This is a genomic window from Burkholderia sp. HI2761, assembly GCF_002223355.1.
Taxonomy (GTDB): domain Bacteria; phylum Pseudomonadota; class Gammaproteobacteria; order Burkholderiales; family Burkholderiaceae; genus Burkholderia.
The window spans coordinates 144,629-160,385 of sequence record NZ_NKFN01000008.1; the positions used below are offsets into that span (position 1 = coordinate 144,629).

At 69.2% G+C, this 15,757-nt stretch carries 21 protein-coding genes; 7 read left to right on the forward strand and 14 right to left on the reverse strand.

The genetic code is table 11. The features are described 5' to 3' along the window. Window positions 1-45: 45 nt before the first annotated feature. The 11 genes from ku to CFB46_RS30635 all read right to left on the reverse strand — a co-directional run bounded on the left by ku (window position 46) and on the right by CFB46_RS30635 (window position 8,132). Window positions 46-1,056 carry a non-homologous end joining protein Ku gene (ku, locus tag CFB46_RS30585; protein ID WP_027786001.1) on the reverse strand — a complete coding sequence of 337 codons (1,011 nt, stop codon included), beginning with the start codon at window positions 1,054-1,056 and terminating at the stop codon, window positions 46-48. A gap of 361 nt (window positions 1,057-1,417) precedes the next feature. Beyond that, entirely contained in the window at window positions 1,418-3,523 is a 2,106-nt protein-coding gene (gene katE, locus CFB46_RS30590) for a catalase HPII (protein ID WP_027786002.1), read from the reverse strand. 125 nt (window positions 3,524-3,648) lie between these two features. Then, window positions 3,649-4,035: a DUF3022 domain-containing protein gene (locus CFB46_RS30595; protein WP_027786003.1), complete on the reverse strand. Its 387-nt coding sequence runs from the start codon at window positions 4,033-4,035 to the stop codon at window positions 3,649-3,651. Then, a complete protein-coding gene (locus CFB46_RS30600) occupies window positions 4,032-4,193 on the reverse strand; it encodes a DUF1328 family protein (RefSeq protein WP_006498332.1) in 162 nt (53 codons plus the stop codon). Before CFB46_RS30600 ends, CFB46_RS30595 begins: the two co-directional genes overlap by 4 nt. 46 nt (window positions 4,194-4,239) lie before the next feature. Beyond that, window positions 4,240-4,428 (reverse strand): DUF3008 family protein, encoded by a 189-nt coding sequence (locus tag CFB46_RS30605; RefSeq protein WP_027786004.1) that lies wholly within the window; start codon window positions 4,426-4,428, stop codon window positions 4,240-4,242. Window positions 4,429-4,499: 71 nt separating this feature from the next. Beyond that, the gene (locus CFB46_RS30610) at window positions 4,500-5,933 is read right to left on the reverse strand and encodes an RNA polymerase factor sigma-54 (RefSeq protein ID WP_027786005.1); all 1,434 of its coding nucleotides are present in this window, start codon (window positions 5,931-5,933) and stop codon (window positions 4,500-4,502) included. A 190-nt stretch (window positions 5,934-6,123) separates the two neighbouring features. Then, entirely contained in the window at window positions 6,124-6,633 is a 510-nt protein-coding gene (locus CFB46_RS30615; protein ID WP_089502429.1) for a DUF892 family protein, read from the reverse strand. A gap of 76 nt (window positions 6,634-6,709) precedes the next feature. Further along, the gene (locus CFB46_RS30620) at window positions 6,710-7,024 is read right to left on the reverse strand and encodes a hypothetical protein (protein ID WP_027786006.1); all 315 of its coding nucleotides are present in this window, start codon (window positions 7,022-7,024) and stop codon (window positions 6,710-6,712) included. Window positions 7,025-7,075: 51 nt separating this feature from the next. Continuing rightward, on the reverse strand, window positions 7,076-7,387 hold the full coding sequence (locus tag CFB46_RS30625; protein ID WP_027786007.1) for a hypothetical protein: 312 nt from the start codon (window positions 7,385-7,387) through the stop codon (window positions 7,076-7,078). Beyond that, the gene (locus CFB46_RS30630; RefSeq protein ID WP_027786008.1) at window positions 7,384-7,635 is read right to left on the reverse strand and encodes a hypothetical protein; all 252 of its coding nucleotides are present in this window, start codon (window positions 7,633-7,635) and stop codon (window positions 7,384-7,386) included. The genes CFB46_RS30625 and CFB46_RS30630 overlap by 4 nt, the downstream gene beginning before the upstream one ends. A 194-nt stretch (window positions 7,636-7,829) precedes the next feature. Then, window positions 7,830-8,132 carry a hypothetical protein gene (locus CFB46_RS30635; RefSeq protein WP_027786009.1) on the reverse strand — a complete coding sequence of 101 codons (303 nt, stop codon included), beginning with the start codon at window positions 8,130-8,132 and terminating at the stop codon, window positions 7,830-7,832. Between the two features lie 171 nt (window positions 8,133-8,303). Here CFB46_RS30635 and CFB46_RS30640 point away from each other — a divergent pair, with 171 nt between their 5' ends. The 3 genes from CFB46_RS30640 (at window position 8,304) to CFB46_RS30650 (ending at window position 9,652) form a co-directional block, all read left to right on the forward strand. Next, entirely contained in the window at window positions 8,304-8,558 is a 255-nt protein-coding gene (locus tag CFB46_RS30640; RefSeq protein ID WP_027786010.1) for a hypothetical protein, read from the forward strand. Window positions 8,559-8,646: 88 nt separating this feature from the next. After that, entirely contained in the window at window positions 8,647-9,078 is a 432-nt protein-coding gene (locus tag CFB46_RS30645) for a CBS domain-containing protein (protein WP_027786011.1), read from the forward strand. A gap of 91 nt (window positions 9,079-9,169) precedes the next feature. Next, complete coding sequence (locus CFB46_RS30650) at window positions 9,170-9,652, forward strand: PRC-barrel domain-containing protein (protein ID WP_006498342.1); 483 nt, start codon at window positions 9,170-9,172, stop codon at window positions 9,650-9,652. A gap of 99 nt (window positions 9,653-9,751) precedes the next feature. Here the strand turns inward: CFB46_RS30650 and CFB46_RS30655 are convergent, their stop codons facing one another. Next, a complete protein-coding gene (locus CFB46_RS30655; protein WP_027786012.1) occupies window positions 9,752-10,645 on the reverse strand; it encodes a LysR family transcriptional regulator in 894 nt (297 codons plus the stop codon). A 192-nt stretch (window positions 10,646-10,837) separates the two neighbouring features. Here CFB46_RS30655 and CFB46_RS30660 point away from each other — a divergent pair, with 192 nt between their 5' ends. After that, a complete protein-coding gene (locus CFB46_RS30660; protein ID WP_027786013.1) occupies window positions 10,838-11,107 on the forward strand; it encodes a DUF4148 domain-containing protein in 270 nt (89 codons plus the stop codon). A gap of 35 nt (window positions 11,108-11,142) precedes the next feature. Then, window positions 11,143-12,354, forward strand: a complete 1,212-nt coding sequence (locus tag CFB46_RS30665; RefSeq protein WP_027786014.1) for an MFS transporter — start codon at window positions 11,143-11,145, stop codon at window positions 12,352-12,354. Window positions 12,355-12,384: 30 nt separating this feature from the next. Here CFB46_RS30665 and CFB46_RS30670 read toward each other — a convergent pair whose 3' ends face one another. Continuing rightward, window positions 12,385-12,864 (reverse strand): response regulator, encoded by a 480-nt coding sequence (locus CFB46_RS30670; RefSeq protein ID WP_089502448.1) that lies wholly within the window; start codon window positions 12,862-12,864, stop codon window positions 12,385-12,387. 232 nt (window positions 12,865-13,096) lie between these two features. Between CFB46_RS30670 and CFB46_RS30675 the strand changes: the two genes are divergently transcribed. Together CFB46_RS30675 and CFB46_RS30680 are read left to right on the forward strand one after the other, a co-directional pair. Beyond that, window positions 13,097-13,759 (forward strand): UdgX family uracil-DNA binding protein, encoded by a 663-nt coding sequence (locus CFB46_RS30675; RefSeq protein ID WP_089502430.1) that lies wholly within the window; start codon window positions 13,097-13,099, stop codon window positions 13,757-13,759. Further along, window positions 13,756-15,048 (forward strand): Nramp family divalent metal transporter, encoded by a 1,293-nt coding sequence (locus CFB46_RS30680; RefSeq protein WP_027786017.1) that lies wholly within the window; start codon window positions 13,756-13,758, stop codon window positions 15,046-15,048. Before CFB46_RS30675 ends, CFB46_RS30680 begins: the two co-directional genes overlap by 4 nt. Window positions 15,049-15,142: 94 nt before the next feature. Here CFB46_RS30680 and CFB46_RS30685 read toward each other — a convergent pair whose 3' ends face one another. Then, window positions 15,143-15,754, reverse strand: a complete 612-nt coding sequence (locus CFB46_RS30685) for a hypothetical protein (RefSeq protein WP_027786018.1) — start codon at window positions 15,752-15,754, stop codon at window positions 15,143-15,145. Window positions 15,755-15,757 lie beyond the last annotated feature (3 nt).

Here is a 15,757-nt window from a genome sequence, read left to right on the forward strand (position 1 = left end):
CGCGTCACCTCGTCGGAATCGGAGTCGGAATCGGCGTCATCGGCATCACGCCGCGTGCTTGCGGCGCGCGGCGGTCTTCTTCGCCGCAGGTGCGCTCGTCGCGCCGCGTTTCGCGGCGGTTCGCTTCGCCGCGGTTTTCGTCGCCGCGCCTTTCGCCGCGGATTTCGCCGCCGGCTTGCGGCGCGCGCCGCCCCGCGACGACGACGCCTCGCCCTCCGCTTCGCCGCGCTCGTCGCGCAGATCCGCCGCGCGCGCGCCGGCGCCGCCCTTCAGGCTGCGCTTGAGCAGCTCGGTGAGATCGACCACGTTGCTCGCCGCGCGCCCGGTCTGCGCGGGCCGGTCCTCGATCTCCTCGATCTTGCCCGCGCGCACCTTGCGCTCGACCAGTTCGAGGATATCGTCGCGGAACGTGTCGTGATATTCGTCGGGCGTCCATTTGCCGGACATGTCGTCGATCAGCTTCTTCGCCATGTCGAGTTCGCGCGCGGTGACGCCGGCGCCCTTCGCGTCGTCGGCCGGCACCGACAATTCGGCGAGCGGCCGCAATTCCTCCTGCCAGCGCAGCGTATCGAGCGCGAGCATCGGCCCGACCGGAATCAGCGCGCCCAGATGCTGGCGGTCGCGCATCACCACGAGCGCGATGCCGATCTTGCCGCTGTCCTTCAGCGCGTCGCGCAGCAGCGCGTAGACCTTCTCGCCCTTGCGGTCGGGTACCAGGTAGTAAGGCGTGTCCAGATAGAGAAACGACACGGCGTCCTCGTCGACGAAGGTCAGGATGTCGACCGTCTGCGTCGATTCCGGATTCGCCGCGCGGATTTCGTCGTCGCTGAGCACGACGTAGCGCTCCTTCTCGTACTCGTAGCCGCGCACGATGTCCTCGCGCGTGACCTCCTTGCCGGTGCGCTTGTTGATCTGCCGATAGCCGATCGGGTCCATCGAGCGCTTGTCGAGCATCCGGAACGACGGCTTCACCGTGCGCGTCGCCGGGAACAACTGCACGGGCACGTGCACGAGCCCGAAGCTGATCGCGCCTTTCCATATCATCCGCGGTGCCATGCGTGTTCCTCCTAGGGCCTGTTCACGCTAATAACGGGCTTGCGAACGTGCCTTTCCGCCCGCAGGGCAAGAAGAGAGGAGGCGCAATAGCCGTTGCTATTGCAACGACGAACGACGCCGCCATGCGGGCGGAAAGGCACGTTCCCCTGTTTAGAAAAATGCATTCGCGGGGCTGGCCCCCAGAAGGGCCGATCGCCGCGTCATGCTCCTCGCGAATACGTCGAGTATTCGCTTCGTCGCAATCCTTGCGCTCGGCCCTTCTGGGGGCCAGCGCAAGCCCGTTATTAGCGTGAACAGGCCCTGGCCGAAAGCGCGCCCGCCCAAAGGCAGGCGCGCCGACCGGCGCAAACCGCAGCCGGCCCTATGCCGGCAGTTCAGCCGCCTGCTGCTCGCGCGCCCACACGCGATGCTGGCCGAGGTGATCCGACAACGTGTTCAGCACCTTGTCGAGATCGACCGCCTGCCCGACGCACACGCCTTCGGCCGGATCGGGCAGGTGGGCGGCGCTGAGCAGTTGCCGCCCCGACCCGACGGCCGCGATCGGCTTCAGGTGCTTGAACGCCTCGCGCACGAAATGGCGGGCGTCGGCGCTGTGCGCGAGGTCGCGCCCGTCGCCGTCGCCGCCGCAGACGAACACCGCATCGAACATCACCGACGGCATGCCGACCAGCGTCGCCTCCGGCACGATGCCGCCGATCGGCGCGAGCGTCGGCGCGACGATCGTCGGCACCGCGTGCGCGGCCTGCAGCGCGTCGCGCACCTGCTCGACGAGCACCTGATTCACGCCGGGCGTCGCAATCAGCGCGATCTTGCGCGAACGGATGCCGGGCTTCGCGCGGCCGATCAGGCTCAGCGCGGGCGAGCGCTGCGCGACGGCCGGCGTCGCGGCCGCCTGCGGCGCGGGCAGCCCGAGCCGCTCGGCGACCTGCGCGGCGAGCCCCGCGTCGAAGCGCGCGATGATCTCGTTGACCACCCGCTCGCGAATCTTCGGCTGCGTGACCTTGCCGAGCTCGAAGCAGTACGCGTCGCGGATATGCCGCTGCTCGATCTCGGTCATGCTCTGATAGAACAGCGCGGGCTGCGAGAAATGGTCCGCGAACGATTCGCTGCGCACGCGCACCTTGTTGCCTTCGAGCGGCTCGGGCACGGTCTCGAAACCGCCGCCGGACGGCGCGGGCGGCGTCTCGCGCGGCCAGCCGCCGCTCGTCGAGTTCGGCTCGTACGACGCCTGCCCGACGTTGATCGTCTGCCGGTGCAGCGCATCGCGCTGGTTGTTCGCGAACGGACACACCGGCCGGTTGATCGGAATCTCGTGGAAATTCGGGCCGCCGAGCCGGCTCAGTTGCGTATCGGTGTACGAGAACAGCCGCCCCTGCAACAACGGGTCGTTCGTGAAGTCGATGCCCGGCACCACGTGGCCCGGGTGAAACGCGACCTGCTCGGTCTCCGCGAAGAAGTTGTCGGGGTTGCGGTTCAGCGTCATCCGGCCGATCGGCCGCACCGGCACGAGCTCTTCCGGCACGAGCTTGGTCGCATCCAGCAGGTCGAAGTCGAATTTGTCCGCGTCGGCCGGATCGATCATCTGCACACCGAGCTCGAACTCCGGATAGTCGCCGCGCTCAATCGCCGTCCACAGGTCGCGCCGATTGAAATCCGGGTCGTGGCCGGCGATTCGCTGCGCCTCGTCCCACAGCAGCGAATACGCGCCGCTCACGGGCCGCCAGTGGAATTTCACGAAACGCTCGACGCCGGCCGCGTTCACGAAGCGGAACGTGTGCACGCCGAAGCCGTCCATCGCGCGATAGCTCGCCGGCAACGCGCGGTCCGACATCAGCCACAGCACCGTGTGCGTCGTTTCCGGCACCAGCGACACGAAATCCCAGAACGTGTCGTGCGCCGATGCGCCGGTCGGCATCTCGTTCGGCGCTTCCGGCTTCACCGCGTGCACGAAGTCGGGGAACTTGATCGCGTCCTGGATGAAGAACACCGGCATGTTGTTGCCGACGAGGTCGTAGTTGCCTTCCTCGGTATAGAACTTCACCGCGAAGCCGCGCACGTCGCGCACGGTGTCGGACGAGCCGCGCGGCCCCTGCACGGTCGAGAAACGCACGTACACCGGCGTTTCGGCGGCCGGGTCCTGCAGGAACGCGGCCTTCGTGTAGTCGGCCATCGGCTCGTACACGCGGAACACGCCGTGGGCGGCCGACCCGCGCGCATGCACCACGCGCTCCGGAATGCGCTCGTGATCGAAATGCGTGATCTTCTCGCGCATGATGAAGTCTTCGAGCAGCGACGGGCCGCGCGCGCCGCCTCGCAGCGTGTTCTGGTTGTCGGCGATCCGCACGCCCTGGTTGGTGCGCAGCGCCTCGCCGTCGGGCCGCGCACGGTTCTCCTCGAGCTGGCGCGACTTCACGCTGTCGTGCGGTTGCGTCGGCGGGGTCTTGCCGGCGGATGGGGGATTCGTCATCGCTAGGTGTCCTCGTGGCATTCGATAGGAAGCCGCCGCACGGCGACGCGCCGCGGCGCGACGCGTGCGGACGGCAGGGAAAGCCGGCCCGGCGCGCCGCGAACGACCGCGGGCCGGCCGCGGCGTCAGGGCGCGCGCAGCGCCGCGTCGAATTGGGTGCGCGTCACGTCGAGCGCCACGTTGCATTCGATCGCGGCATCCTCGATGCGCGGCTTGTGCTCGTCCACCGCGCGCCGCGCGCGGTCGCATAGCTGCGTGCGCACGCGCAGCCGGTCGGCGTCATCGAGCAACGCGTAGCGTTCGATCACGTCCGCATCGAACCGCATGTCGACCGTGCAGCGCCATTCGCGCGCGTCCTCGTCGGACGGCACGCGCACCCACGACACGTGGATCGTCAGCCGACCCGATGCGTCGTCCGGCTGCACGACGACGGTCGACTGCGACGGAAAACCGATCGCGAACGCGTGCTCGAGCTCCTTCACGCGCTCCGACCGGTCGGGCGTCACGCTCATCGTCGGACGACGCCCAGCAGCAGCGTGACCAGGAAGATCACGACGAAGATGTAGAACAGGATCTTCGCGATCTCGGCCGCGCCCGCGGCGATGCCGCCGAAGCCGAACACGGCGGCAATGATCGCGATGACGAAGAAAATGATGGCGTATCGAAGCATGGAACCCTCCTGGATGACAGCAGTCGTCACTAAACGTCGGCGCCGGTCACGCATCGTGCTTGTGTTTCGGTTTGCCGTGCGCGGATGTGGACGCCATTTTCTCGAGCTCTTTCTCGCTCATCGACTTGGCCATCGATTTCGCCGGCGGCTTGAGATCCTTCACTTTCGTGTCGCCGCGCTTGGCCGATAGCGCGGCCCCCGCGGCGCGCTGCTGGGCCTGGGATTTGGCTGGCATGGTTGCGCTCCTCTCGTTGGCGCGCGCGCCGACGCCATGCGCGGCACGCGCGGGTTGGGACAATCGGGCCGTCACGCGGCGTCGCGACGCCGCAAGTCGGCCGGCGGAATCTTCATCGCCTGGCGATACTTCGTCACCGTGCGACGCGCAAGAAGAATGCCGCGGCCCGCGAGGTTCTCCGCGAGCGCGACGTCGGACAGCGGATCGGTATGCCGCTCGGCCGCGATCATGTCGCGGATCAGTACCTTCGCGGCCGACGCCGAACACACGCCCTTGCCGGCCGCCTCGAGCTTGCGCGGGAAGAAATGCTTGAACTCGAACGTGCCGTGCGGCGTGGCCATGTACTTGTTGCCGGTCGCGCGCGAGACGGTCGATTCGTGCAGGTCGAGCTCTTCCGCGATGTCGCGCAGCACGAGCGGCTTCATCGCGATCTCGCCGTAGCGGAAGAAATCGCGCTGCCGCGCGACGATGCATTCGCCCACGCGCTGGATCGTGTCGAAGCGCTTCTGCACGTTGCGGATCAGCCAGCGCGCCTCCTGCAACTGCTGGCCGAGCGGCGAATCGCGCTCGCCGCTCGACTGCGCGAACAGCGTCGCGTAGCGCTCGTGCAAGCGTGCACGCGGCAGCACGGCCGGATTGATCGTGACGATCCACTCGTCGCGCACCTGGCGCACGATCACGTCGGGCACCACGTAATCGCCGCGCGTGCTGCCGTAGTGATTGCCGGGGCGCGGGTCCAGCCCGCGCACCAGCGCGCAGGCCGCGTGCAGCGTCTGCTGGTTGCAGCCGAGGCGCCGCTGGATCTCGGCCGTCTCGCGGCGCGCAAGACGTTCCAGATGCTCGCGCGCGATCGCTTTCGCTTCCGCGAGCGCCGGCGTGCCGGCCGGAATCGCATCGAGCTGCAACACCAGGCATTCGGACAACGAACGGGCGGCGATCCCGGGCCGGTCGAGCATCTGCACGAGCCGCAGCGCGACCGCGAGATCCTGCTCCGACAGCAGCCACGCCGGATCGGCGGCGACCAGGAGTTCGGGAAGCTCCTGACGCAGGTAGCCGTCGTCGTCCAGCGCATCGATCACGAGGCGCGCGGCTTCGCGGTCGCGCTTGTTGAGGGGATAGAGCCGGAGTGCATCGTGCAATTGCTGATGCAGCGACGGCTCGGCGGCCATCCATTCGCCCGGCGACAGGCCGTCTCCGTCCTCGCCCTGGCGGCTCGTGCCGCGCGGCGCGGGCGCGGCGGTAAACGGCACCTCGCCATCCGGCGGGCGGATTTCGTCGCGCTCGGGCGCCGCTTCGGGCGCGGCCGCTTCGGTCGGTTGCTCGGGGGCCTCGGCAGCCGTTTCCTCGTCGCCCTGGCCGTCTTCGAGAAACGGGTTCATGTCGAGCGCCTGACGCAATTCCTGTTGAAACTCGAGCGAGGACAACTGCAGCAGCCGCAGCGACTGCTGAAGCCTCGGCGTAAGTGCCAGATGCTGTCGCATCTGCAGCGCAAGCGAGACGGGCATCGAAAGCCTCCTGACGGTTCGGTTCGCGGTATGTCTTCTGCCGAACGTGATGCAGCTTCCGTGCCAGTCGCGCGAAGCGCGATATGTCGCGGCTCTCGGGAGTTCGCACCCCATTTTGCCGGACGCCGAGGCCGCTTTTTTACAAGCCGGGGGAAGTTTGGGGCACGCATTTCGCTCGGGGAGCGCCCCGTCACCGCTTCGCATCGATGCGGTCGACCGCCGAACGATCGAGAAAGGCGGTCGTCAACTCGGGCAGATGGCGCAGCAACCATGCGGCCATGTCGCGCTCCTGCTGCAGGATCCGCTCGCAACACGCACGGATCTCTTCCTCGCCGGCCGCGTGCGCCGCCGCGACGAGCGCCGTGTACGCGGCGATTTCGAGTTGCTCGAACGCATAACCGGCCAACGCGGTCTTCACGACTTCGTCGTCCGCCAGCATGCCGCTCGCGATCTGACCGTACGCGGCGACACGCGCGGCGAGATCCTTGGTCGCCGACGGCGACGTACCGAGCCGCATCAGGCACGCTTCGACGAGCGCCTGCTGCGCGAGCGTCTCGTCGAGATGCAGCCGAAGCCGATCCTGCAATTGCGGATAGTGCCCGACCCGCTTCATCTGCGCGTCGATCATCATCTCGGCCTGGCGCTCCATCGCGTACGCATCGCGCAGCCAGTCCTCCAGATGTTCGTGCTGATTCGCCATCGCATTCCTCCCGCGGCATCGCGGTGCGGCGTTGCCCGTGCCGCAACGCCGCGACGCGTCGCCGCAACGCGTCGTGTCAGTACTGCATCGGCGGCGGCGTGCCCGGCAGCGGCTGGTCGCCCTGCGTGCCATTCGGCCCCGGCGGCGGCACGTCGACCGGTTCGCCGACGGTCGCGCCCGGCGGCATCGTATTGCCCGGCGACGGACGCGGGTCGTAGCGCGTATTCGCATCCGGCATCGTCGTGGTCGACTGCGCGCCACGGCCGTCGGGCGGCGCGGGCGGCGCCGGATGCGCGCCGTAGGGGCCGCTGGTCGGTTGCGTGCATGCGCCCAGCGCGCACGCAGCGGCGAACGCACAGGCGCCCACCCGTATCGTCTGGATCGTGTTCATCGAATCCCTCCCTGGAGTCGACGGCTCGGGGCCACGCCGCGGCGGCACCGTTCAGAGCCGGTTGAAATGGAAATCGCCCGCGTAAGCGGTCGGTGCGCGGCGCGCCATCATCGCGTCGAATTCGGCCGCGACGCGCGTGAGCGTGCCGCGCTGCCGTTCGACGTCGGCCCGTTCGAGCGCGGCGAAGGCGTCGGGGTCGAACGTGACGGTCAGCGACGCCGGATGGCCGTCGACGCGAAAACCGATATGCAGCGCACCGGGCGGCTGTTCCTCCACATGGAACGCTATCTCGCGCGCCTCGAAATGGCGGCCGAACGTCTCGGCGAGGTCGCGCAGCATGCCGGGGTTCACGCGAATGCTCATTGCAGCACCTCCGTTTTCGTTCGCGGCCTTGCGCGCACCGGCCCCGCCAAGCCGGCACGCACCGGCGGCTCCGGCGACGGCGGATCGCGTTCCGGCGGCGCATGCCCGGGCGGATCGCCCTCCGGTTCCCGGTACGGTTCGGGCATGTCCGGCGGTACGTCGTCGGGATCGGGCGGCTCGGGGTCCGGCTCGATGTCGGGGATCGGCGGTTCGGGCCGTTGCAGCCATTGCACGGGTTCGTGGGTCATCGGCATTCCATCGTTGCGGGGTTCGGGTCGATATCGGCGCGCCGGGCGCGTACCGAATGATTCGCAAACCGCGTGCCGTCCGTTCGTATCGCCCTTACACGGAGTCGCCGCGCCGCCGCGCGGCCGCGGACGAAGCGCCATGCCTTCGCCATGCATTCGCTACACCGCTCGCTGCAAAACTTGCAAGCGCACCGCTATGCGTCGTACGCCGCCATCACCAGCCACAGCTCGCGGCCGTCGTCCCGCACGCGCGCGGCGAGCGCGTACGGATCGGACGGCTCGCACGCGCACTGCAGCGCGAAGCGCGCCGGCTCGGTCGCGCCGAACGTCTCGTCGCCGAGCCGCCGCACGTCGGCCTTGCCTTCGAACATCCGGCGCTCGGGCCGGTAGATCAGCGGTTCGTGCTTCCACGTATCGAAATGGCTCTTCACCGAATCGAATCCGCCGCCGCATACGTTGATCTCGTAGCGCACTCCTGGTCGTCGTTTCGGAATCATCGTCGTGCCTCCTGCTCGATGTGCGCGCAGCAGGCAACCCTGCTGCGCCGTGTCGTCATGGTCGTCGTCGTGGTCATCGCCGCTGCGGCGGCAAGTCGCGTGCCGCGCGCGGGGGCCGGGAACGCAGGTTGCGGCAGAGCGGGCTCATCGTCCCCGATACGGAGCACCGCCATGAAGGATTCGACCCGGCACGGCCACGACGCACCGGCGCACGAGCGGCAGCCCGATCCGCAACCGCCGCTGAAGCATCAGGACCGCACGCACACGCGCCACTCGGAGCGTCATATCGACAAGCAGCTCGAAGACACGTTTCCGGCGAGCGACCCGCCCGCGACCGGCGGCGTCACGCGCATCGAGCCCGACACGCCGCCCGGGACGCACGACGACGGGCCGTGGCAGGACAAGCGCAAACGCGACGACGAATGACAAGGACGGCCCGCGCACGGCATGCGGTTTGCTGGAGACGGAGCGGCCGCATCGGCACATTGCTTCACCCACCGCCAAGGAGAATTTCATGCATCGCGTCAACGAAATCATGTCGCAGGACGTCGTGCGGATCGCCCCGACCGACTCGATCCGTCACGCCGCCCAACTGATGGAGCGCTACGACATCGGCGCGCTGCCCGTGTGCGACAACAACCGGCTGATCGGGATGGTGACGGACCGCGATCTCGCGGTGCGCGCGATCTCGGCCGGCAAACCGCCGGAGACGCGGGTCCACGAGGTCGCGTCCGGCCCGATCGAATGGTGCTTCGACGACGATTCGCTGGACGAGATCCAGCACTACATGGCCGATGCGCAACTGCGCCGGCTGCCCGTCGTCGATCACGACAAGCGATTGGTCGGCATGCTGTCGCTCGCCGACATCGCGACGCGCACGGCCAGCCCCGAGCGCGACGACGTGGCGAACACGCTGGAAGGCGTGTCGCAACCGAAGCAGACGTGACGGAGCGATTTCCGCCCCGCCTCGACAACCCCGCGCGACCCGCAGGGCCCGCCCCGGGCACGGTCGCGCCCCACGCAGCCTGGAGGAAACCATGCAGACTCCCGATCAAGGTCAGACCCGCATCATCGGCAAGGGCGCCGCGACGGCGGCCGGCCCCGGCCCCGACGTGATGGCGGCCGATACGCTGGAAGGCGACAAGGTCTATACGACGGACGGCGACGATGTCGGCAAGATCAAGGACATCATGCTCGACGTGCGCTCCGGCCGCATCGCGTATGCGGTGCTGTCGAGCGGCGGCATCCTCGGCATCGGCGACAAGCTCCACGCGATTCCGTGGAGCGCGCTGACGCTCGACACCGAACGCAAGTGCTTCCTGCTGTCGGTATCGTCGGAACGGATTCGCAACGCGCCGGGGTTCGACAAGGACCATTGGCCGGCGATGGCCGATCCGCAATGGGCCGAGCCGCTGCACGAGTTCTACGGCAGCACCCCGTACTGGAGTGCCGGCGACGAGCTCGGGCTGACCGACCCGACCGAAGACCTCGACGATCCGCGCACGCGCGGCCGCCATTGACCGCACCATGACGCGGCGCCGGTTCGCCGGCGCATCGGTTCGACACGCCCCGCCCGCGGGGCGTTTTTTTGCCCGCGCCGCGGCGGCGAACGCCGCGCGCTACGGCCGGTGCCGCAGCGCGTCGATCACGACCGAAAACGCGCGCGACGCCTGGCGGCGGCTCGGATAGTACGCGTGGTAGCCCGGAAACACCGGGCACCAGTCCGGCATCACGATGCGCAGCGCGCCGCTGCGCAGATGCGCGTGCGCGACATCCTCGGCGACGAACGCGATGCCGAAACCGTCGAGCGCCGCCTGCACCATGTGTGGCTGCGTATTGCAGGTGATCCGGCCGTTCACGCGCGCCTGGATGGCGTTCTTGCCCTTCTTCAATTCCCACGCATAGATACCCTTCGCGGTCGCGAGCCGCAGCGTGACGCAGTCGTGGTCGAGCAGATCCTGCGGCTTCCTCGGCGGCTTGCGGCCGTCGAGATAGGACGGCGCGGCGACCATCGCCATCGGGATGTCCGGGCTGATCCGCACCGCGATCATGTCCTGCGCCACCTGGTCGCCGTACCGCACGCCGATGTCGTAGCGCTCCTCGACGATGTTCGACAGCCCGTAGTCGACCGACAGCTCGACGCGAATGTCCGGATAGTCGGGCAGCACGTTCCTGAGCTTCGGCCAGACGACCGTGTCGATCGGATGCTCGGTGGCCGTGATGCGCACCACGCCGGCCGGCTTGTCCCTGAAATCGGACAGCGCGGCCAGTTGCGCCGAGATCTCGTCGATGCGCGGCGCCACCGCCTGGAACAGCGCCTCGCCGGCCTCGGTCGTCGACACGCTGCGCGTCGTGCGCGCCAGCAGCCGCACGCCAAGCCGCGTTTCCAGATCGCGCACGGTCTGGCTCAGCGCCGATTGCGACACGCCGAGCCGCGCGGCCGCGCGCGTGAAGCTGCGATCGCGGGCCACCGCGAGAAAGACGAGCAGGTCGTTGAAATTTTCGCGCGCCATGTCGGCAGGCTCCGGTCGGGACGAACGTCAATCCTAGCACCGCCCGCGCCAATTCATCGGCGTGGCTAATAAGTCCAAGCGCGGCGAGCTACTTAATCGATGCCGGACGGCTCGCTAGACTGCGAAGCCATCGACCCATCGCGTCGCGTCGCGCTCCCAGCCGACACGCCGCCCCTTTCGGAACCACACGCCATGAAAATCCGCGTTTTCCCCCTCGTTACCGCCGTCGCCGCGCTGGTCGGCTCCGCCCCGCTGCTCGCGCAATCCGCGCCTGGCCTCACGCGCGACCAGGTCCGCGAGGACATGGTTCGCTACGCATCGGCCGGTTTCAATCCCGCCCGCATGAATCCGCGCACGTGGGTCGACGACGCACAGGCCGCCGCCGTGAAGGTGCAGGCCGCGCGCAACGACGACGCGAGCACGCATCTGGCCGGCCGCGACACGGCCGCGCATTGCGACTGAGCGCACGACCGACGCCTTCCGCATCGATTCCCGTCATGCCCTCCGTTTCCACTCCCGAGCGCGGCGCCGCAGCCGGCCATACCGCCGCATGGGGCGCCGTCCTTGCGATGTCGCTCGGCGCGTTCGCGCTGGTCGCCTCCGAATTCATGCCGGTCAGCCTGCTCACGCCGATCGCGGGCGACCTGCACGTCAGCGAAGGTCAGGCCGGCCAGGCGATCTCCGTATCGGGCGCGTTCGCGCTCGTGACGAGCCTGCTGATCGCGTCGCTCGCCGGGCGCTGCGATCGCAAGCGCGTGCTGCTGTCGCTGACGCTGCTGACGATCGTGTCCGGCACGGTCGTCGCGTTCGCGCCGAACTATGCGGCGTTCATCGCCGGCCGCGCGCTGATCGGCGTGGCGATCGGCGGTTTCTGGTCGATGTCCGCCGCGACCGCGATGCGCCTCGTGCCGGACCGGCAGGTACCGCGCGCGCTCGCGATCGTGAATGGCGGCAACGCGCTCGCGACCGTCGTGGCCGCGCCGCTCGGCAGCTTCCTCGGCGCGATCGTCGGCTGGCGCTGGGCATTCTTCTGCGTCGTGCCGGTGGCCGCCCTCGCGCTCGGCTGGAAGCTCGTCAGCCTGCCGTCGATGCCCTCGGCGCCGCAGCGCACGCGGGTCGGTGCGGCGACGCTGCTGGCCCGGCCGCCGGTCGCGGTCGGCATGGCCGCGGTGGGCGTGTTCTTCATGGGACAGTTCGCGCTGTTCACCTACCTGCGCCCGTTTCTCGAAACCGTCACGCATGCCGGCACGACCGCGCTGTCGCTGATGCTGCTCGGGATCGGCATCGCGGGTGTCGCGGGCACGGCGCTGATCGGCGGCGTCCTGAAATACGGGCTGTACCGGGCACTCGTCGCCACGCCGCTGCTGATGGCCGCGATCGCGCTCGCGTTGACGGGCTTCGGCGCGTCGACGGCGGCAACCGCGTGCCTGCTCGCGCTGTGGGGCCTGCTCGGTACGGCGGCGCCGGTAGGCTGGTGGACCTGGCTCGCGCGCACGTTGCCGCGCGACGCGGAGGCCGGCGGCGGGCTGATGGTGGCGGTCGTGCAACTGGCGATCACGCTCGGCGCGACGACGGGCGGCCTGCTGTTCGACCTGCACGGCTACCGTGCGACCTTCGCGTTCAGCGCCGCGCTGCTCGTGCTCGCCAGCGCGCTGGCCGTCGCGGCGGGGCGGTCGAGCGCCCGTGCCGCGCCGCGCACCGTCGCCTGACCGGCCGCGCCCTGCGCGCCGCCGGCCTTTTTACAAGGGTCGTGTAACGTCCTCGTCCGGCGTCACCGCACCGCCGCTCGCCGATTCGAGGTAGCCCAGCAGGCGGTGCGGCGTCAGCGGCTTCGCGCAATGCGCATCGAAGCCGGCTTCCTTCGCCTGTTCGCGATCCCGCCGCGACGCCAGCCCGCTGCACGCGACCAGCAGCATGTCCGATGTCTGCGGATCGCCGCGCAGCCGCGTCGCGAGTTCCAGTCCGTCGAGGCCCGGCATCGCGATATCGAGCACGACCGCGAACGGCTGCCAGTCGCGCGCGACGTCGCACACGGCGAACGGATCGTCGGCGACCCGGCACTCGAAGCCGCGCGCCTCGAGCAGCAGGCGCAGCGCATCCGCCGCATCGCGATAGTCGTCGACGACCAGCACGCGGCGCGGGCGGCGCGGCACGCTGTCGGGCGCGCGCCACAGCAGCACGTCGTCGGCGGCGGGATCGTCGCCGGGGTCGGGTTGCATCTGCTTCTCCTGTCGTTGGCCGGGCTTGCCACGCAAGGCGCGCGCCCATACCGACCGCATGCGGCATGCCGGTTGCTGTCTCGTTCGTATCGTCGACTCCGGAGTCCTTCATGCGTGCGATGCGGCTTCAATCGGCCCGATTGCCTCCCTCTGCGCGTGCGACCACGCGATTGCCGAAGCGTTCCGCCCGATCGCGGCGCGCTGCTGCGTCGGCCTGCGCCGGAGGCGCCGCATGACCCGCAAAGCGCCCGCCCCTCCGGCTTCGCCGCCCGACGACGAGGCCCCGCGCACGCTCGACGCGTGCCGCCGCTGCGCGCTGTGGGAACACGCGACGCAGCCGGTGCCGGGCGCAGGGCCGGTCGACGCGACGATCATGCTGGTCGGCGAGCAGCCGGGCGACCAGGAAGACCGCGCGGGCATGCCGTTCGTCGGTGCGGCCGGCCGCATGCTGGACCGCGCGCTCGACGAAGCCGGAATCGAACGCTCGCACGTCTACCTGACGAACGCGGTCAAGCACTTCAAATGGGAACCGCGCGGCAAGCGGCGGCTGCACAAGACGCCCGCGCAGCGCGAAGTGGCCGCGTGCCGCTACTGGCTCGAACGCGAACTGGAAACCGTACAGCCGCGCGTGGTGGTCGCGCTCGGCGCGACGGCGTTGCGCGCGGTGCTGCTGGACAACGACGCGACGCTCGAGCGCACGCGCGCGCCGGTGCGCACCGACGACGGCCGGCTCGTCGTCGCCACCTATCATCCGTCGTACGTGCTGCGCACGCGCGGCGCCGATTCCCGCGAACACGCGTACCGCACGCTGGTCGACGCGCTGCGCACCGCGTCGCGCCTCGCGCGCGAGCGACGCCACGGCGGCGGGCACCCGTCGCACGGGGATGCCGGATGAGCCGACTGGGCGAAGACGCGCGGGCGGCGGCCGGGGCGCCGCCGCCCGCCGCGAAACCGTGGTATCGGCGGCTCGGCCCCGGCCTGCTCGCGGGCGCGTCGGACGCCGATCCGAGCAACGTCGCCGTCTACGCGCAGGCCGGCAGCCAGTTCGGTTTCAACATGCTGTGGATGATCGTCGTCACGCTGCCGATGATGGTCGCCGTGCAGCTCGCGGCGGCGTTCATCGGGCGACGCAATCGCGAAGGTCTCGTGGCCGGCATTCGCGAACACTTTTCCGATCGCGTCGCGAAGACGCTGATCGTGATGGTCGTGATCGTCAACGTCGTGAACGTCGGCGCCGATCTTGCGGCGATGGGCGATGCGACAGCGCTCGTCGTCGGCGGCCGCAGCTACTGGTATGCGCCGGTCTACGGGATCGCATCGCTCGCGTTGCAGGTGATGCTGTCATACGAGCGCTACGCGCGCTGGCTGAAATGGATGACGCTTGGCCTGATCGCGTACGTGCTCGAACTCGGCTTCGTGCACGTCGACTGGGGCAACGTGCTGCATGCGATCGTGCTGCCGCAGATCGCGTTCACGCATGCGTATGCGACCACCGCGGTCGCCGTGCTCGGCACGACGCTGAGCCCGTACCTGTTCGTGTGGCAGGCCGCGCTCGAAGTCGAGCAAACCACGGCCGAGCAACAGGACGGCGAACGCGACACGCGCCGCGAGACCGAGCAGCGCGTCACGGTCGATACGTGGACCGGCATGGTCGTCACCAACGCGGTGTCGTTCTGCATCATGGTGATCGGCGCGGCCGTTTTCTTCGCGCACGGCCGGCACGACATCGGCAGCACCGCGCAGGCCGCCGAGGCGCTGCGGCCGATCGCCGGCGAAGCTGCGTTCCTGGTGTTCGCGTTCGGCATCGTCGGCTGCGGCCTGCTCGCGATTCCCGCGTTCGCGGGCAGCGCCGCCTACGGTTGCGCGGAAGCCTGGCGGTTCCGCGAAGGGCTGAACGAGCCCGTGCGGCGCGCGCCCGCCTTCTACACGGTGCTGGCGCTGTGCGTGATCGTCGGCATCGCGATCTGCTTCAGCCCGATCGACCCGATCCGGGCGTTGTACTGGAGCGCCGTGCTCAACGGCGTGGCCGCGGTGCCGATGCTCGTGCTCGTGATGTTGCTGTCGGGGAAGCGCGACGCTGCCGGCCAGCCCGGGAGCGGCCCGGTATCGAAACTGTTCGGCTGGCTGGCGGTGGTGCTGATGGCGGCGTCGGTGGTGACGATGATCGTCGACGCGCTGACGTGAGGGATCGATACGGCCGGGTACAGTAAGTTGCGTACGCAACCTTCATGACGAGCAGGCGGGCGCCGCGCCACGCGCGACGCCGCCCGCCCGGGCGTTACATCATCTTGCCGCGCGAGCGCTCGGCACGTGCCGCATCGGCGGCGGATTCCACCTTCTTCACTTCCTCCGGCGGCGGCAGCACCGCCTTGAAGCCCATCGACTCGATCCACATCTCGCGCGCCCAGCCACGCGTGTGATACAGGTGATGATCCTCGTCGGCCTCGACCTCGTCGTGCGCGGCCTTCAGCGCCTTCGCGGCGTCACTGTCGGGCAACTGGTCGGCCGCGTAGCCGATCAGTTCCCAGTTCAGGTGATCCTTGGTTTCGGCCAGCACCACGCACTCGGCCGCCACCACCTGCGCGACCGCCGGGTCGGCCTGCTTCCTCGCCTGCTCGATCACCTGCACCAGCGACTTGCCGGTGGCCGCTACCGCGGCGCGCCCCGGCGATTGCGCATCGGGATCGAGGCCGAGCGTTTCGAATACCTTGCGCAGCACCTCCTGGTGATGCAGCGTCTCGCGGTGGTATTTCTCCCATTCCTTGTGCAGGTCCTCGTCGGTCGCGCACTGGAGTGCGGCCTCGTAGATCTGCGCGCCGCCAAGCTCGGTCTCGTATGCCTGGCAGAGCAGTTCGAGGATACCTTCGTGCTTCGATTGCCGTTGGGCCATGAC

Excerpts from the sequence above, each read along its gene's own strand:
- ku (WP_027786001.1), bottom strand. The coding sequence starts at position 1,056 with ATGGCACCGCGGATGATATGGAAAGGCGCGATCAGCTTCGGGCTCGTG.
- katE (WP_027786002.1), bottom strand. The coding sequence starts at position 3,523 with ATGACGAATCCCCCATCCGCCGGCAAGACCCCGCCGACGCAACCGCAC.
- CFB46_RS30595 (WP_027786003.1), bottom strand. The coding sequence starts at position 4,035 with ATGAGCGTGACGCCCGACCGGTCGGAGCGCGTGAAGGAGCTCGAGCAC.
- CFB46_RS30600 (WP_006498332.1), bottom strand. The coding sequence starts at position 4,193 with ATGCTTCGATACGCCATCATTTTCTTCGTCATCGCGATCATTGCCGCC.
- CFB46_RS30605 (WP_027786004.1), bottom strand. The coding sequence starts at position 4,428 with ATGCCAGCCAAATCCCAGGCCCAGCAGCGCGCCGCGGGGGCCGCGCTA.
- CFB46_RS30610 (WP_027786005.1), bottom strand. The coding sequence starts at position 5,933 with ATGCCCGTCTCGCTTGCGCTGCAGATGCGACAGCATCTGGCACTTACG.
- CFB46_RS30615 (WP_089502429.1), bottom strand. The coding sequence starts at position 6,633 with ATGGCGAATCAGCACGAACATCTGGAGGACTGGCTGCGCGATGCGTAC.
- CFB46_RS30620 (WP_027786006.1), bottom strand. The coding sequence starts at position 7,024 with ATGAACACGATCCAGACGATACGGGTGGGCGCCTGTGCGTTCGCCGCT.
- CFB46_RS30625 (WP_027786007.1), bottom strand. The coding sequence starts at position 7,387 with ATGAGCATTCGCGTGAACCCCGGCATGCTGCGCGACCTCGCCGAGACG.
- CFB46_RS30630 (WP_027786008.1), bottom strand. The coding sequence starts at position 7,635 with ATGACCCACGAACCCGTGCAATGGCTGCAACGGCCCGAACCGCCGATC.
- CFB46_RS30635 (WP_027786009.1), bottom strand. The coding sequence starts at position 8,132 with ATGATTCCGAAACGACGACCAGGAGTGCGCTACGAGATCAACGTATGC.
- CFB46_RS30640 (WP_027786010.1), top strand. The coding sequence starts at position 8,304 with ATGAAGGATTCGACCCGGCACGGCCACGACGCACCGGCGCACGAGCGG.
- CFB46_RS30645 (WP_027786011.1), top strand. The coding sequence starts at position 8,647 with ATGCATCGCGTCAACGAAATCATGTCGCAGGACGTCGTGCGGATCGCC.
- CFB46_RS30650 (WP_006498342.1), top strand. The coding sequence starts at position 9,170 with ATGCAGACTCCCGATCAAGGTCAGACCCGCATCATCGGCAAGGGCGCC.
- CFB46_RS30655 (WP_027786012.1), bottom strand. The coding sequence starts at position 10,645 with ATGGCGCGCGAAAATTTCAACGACCTGCTCGTCTTTCTCGCGGTGGCC.
- CFB46_RS30660 (WP_027786013.1), top strand. The coding sequence starts at position 10,838 with ATGAAAATCCGCGTTTTCCCCCTCGTTACCGCCGTCGCCGCGCTGGTC.
- CFB46_RS30665 (WP_027786014.1), top strand. The coding sequence starts at position 11,143 with ATGCCCTCCGTTTCCACTCCCGAGCGCGGCGCCGCAGCCGGCCATACC.
- CFB46_RS30670 (WP_089502448.1), bottom strand. The coding sequence starts at position 12,864 with ATGCAACCCGACCCCGGCGACGATCCCGCCGCCGACGACGTGCTGCTG.
- CFB46_RS30675 (WP_089502430.1), top strand. The coding sequence starts at position 13,097 with ATGACCCGCAAAGCGCCCGCCCCTCCGGCTTCGCCGCCCGACGACGAG.
- CFB46_RS30680 (WP_027786017.1), top strand. The coding sequence starts at position 13,756 with ATGAGCCGACTGGGCGAAGACGCGCGGGCGGCGGCCGGGGCGCCGCCG.
- CFB46_RS30685 (WP_027786018.1), bottom strand. The coding sequence starts at position 15,754 with ATGGCCCAACGGCAATCGAAGCACGAAGGTATCCTCGAACTGCTCTGC.